General features: G+C 33.6%; 2 protein-coding genes. Both read right to left on the reverse strand.

Features of this window, described 5'->3' with window-relative positions; genetic code table 11:
• Nucleotides 1-632 precede the first annotated feature (632 nt).
• Entirely contained in the window at nucleotides 633-806 is a 174-nt protein-coding gene (locus U9P79_10100; GenBank protein ID MEA2104973.1) for a hypothetical protein, read from the reverse strand.
• The gene (locus U9P79_10105; protein ID MEA2104974.1) at nucleotides 799-1281 is read right to left on the reverse strand and encodes a type II toxin-antitoxin system VapC family toxin; all 483 of its coding nucleotides are present in this window, start codon (nucleotides 1279-1281) and stop codon (nucleotides 799-801) included. Before U9P79_10105 ends, U9P79_10100 begins: the two co-directional genes overlap by 8 nt.
• Nucleotides 1282-1483: the final 202 nt, after the last annotated feature.

Genomic DNA, 1483 nt, shown 5'->3' on the forward strand with positions numbered 1-1483 from the left:
TATTAAAATCCGCAAGCTTGAGCAGATCCTCTGGAATACAATTTTTAAAGAGCTCAACAGCATTGCTTTTGATTGACAGATTAAATTTAACATATTTATCATGGGGACTTTGTATCTTCTTCATTATTCATTCCTGAAATTTTTGGCATCCTTCATAAGTATCTTACACTTTCTGAAACCATTCCCTGTTTAAAGGGGATTTCTCCCAAAAAGTGTAAACTACTTTTATGCTGATATGAAAGATGCCAAATTTTTATATAAAAGTCTGTCCAACGTACTGCAATCGCATGACTTTCATTGTTTGTTGTGGCCGATGAGAATGACCATGCTCCGGCCATGCCGGTTATAGAGAAGCATAAAAATGTATAATATTCATTCTGTTAAGTGATTGTCTTTAATAGTATTTCTGTTTTTAGATTTAATATAAATTAAAATTTACCATAAAATTTAATCATGAAAGAGGCAGCTGAAAAATTCCCCTGCAAAATAAAGGAGAGATTGCATCCTTTGATGAATGCATAAATTACTTAAAATCCTTTTCTTCAATATTTACAAAAAAAGGGCTGAAAGTAAGGCCGTACCTGCCGGCACCAGAATTTAAGAGCTTTTTTGAATCCATGTGCATGTGCTGGTTAGCTCCCAGTCTTTTTTAATAGTAACTTTGGACCAGGATTAGAGAAAATATGTTTTGATTTTTTCTCTTTGTTTCTTAAATCTTCTACAATGAGTTTTAAATTATTTCCAAATTTCTCAGCATGTTTCTTTCTGTATGAACGAATTTTTTCGACTATAGGATCATCAATCATTTGAAATACCTCCGAGTTCATCTGGTGAACATAGTTGTGGACATATGTATCCACAAGATTCAACTAATTCTATAATGGCTTTCTTGGTTTCAGCATTATTAATATGCTTGAAGTTCCATGTAAGGAGATAGTCAGCTCCTTGAGCTGCTGCAATTCCGATATGTAATGCATCTTCTTCACTTCCTTTTGGGACAGCTCCTTGTGATAATAGCAATTCTGCAATTTCTGTTGCTTCATCCGAAATAGACAAATTTTCTATCTCTGATATTTTATTGGTACGAAGTTTTGCAGCTTCAAAATCACCTTGGCTGATTTCTTCTTCTACTAATATAGATATACGTAAATCAAACCGATGTCTATGATTTTCCCACCAGTCATGAGAGACTGCCTGCCTTCCAGCAATAATAACATCTCTGCTTGGTCTGGAAGTCAAATAACTTATTACTGATGACTCAATGTATACCATATTCTTCATTTATTATGAATATCCTAATGTGTTTCAAGAGCTAACATGAAAATCACCGGTTTATCCGGTGCATTTTCTGGTTAGAAATAAATATTGTGTTCCCCGAATTCAAAGTAAAAAATAAAATGATTGTCCCTGGAATAATTAAGTATGGTGTCCCCGGAATTTGCAGGATTGATCACAGAGTCAAATACATTGATAATTGATAATT

Source organism: Candidatus Cloacimonadota bacterium, from assembly GCA_034661015.1.
Lineage (GTDB): Bacteria > Cloacimonadota > Cloacimonadia > JGIOTU-2 > JGIOTU-2 > JAYEKN01.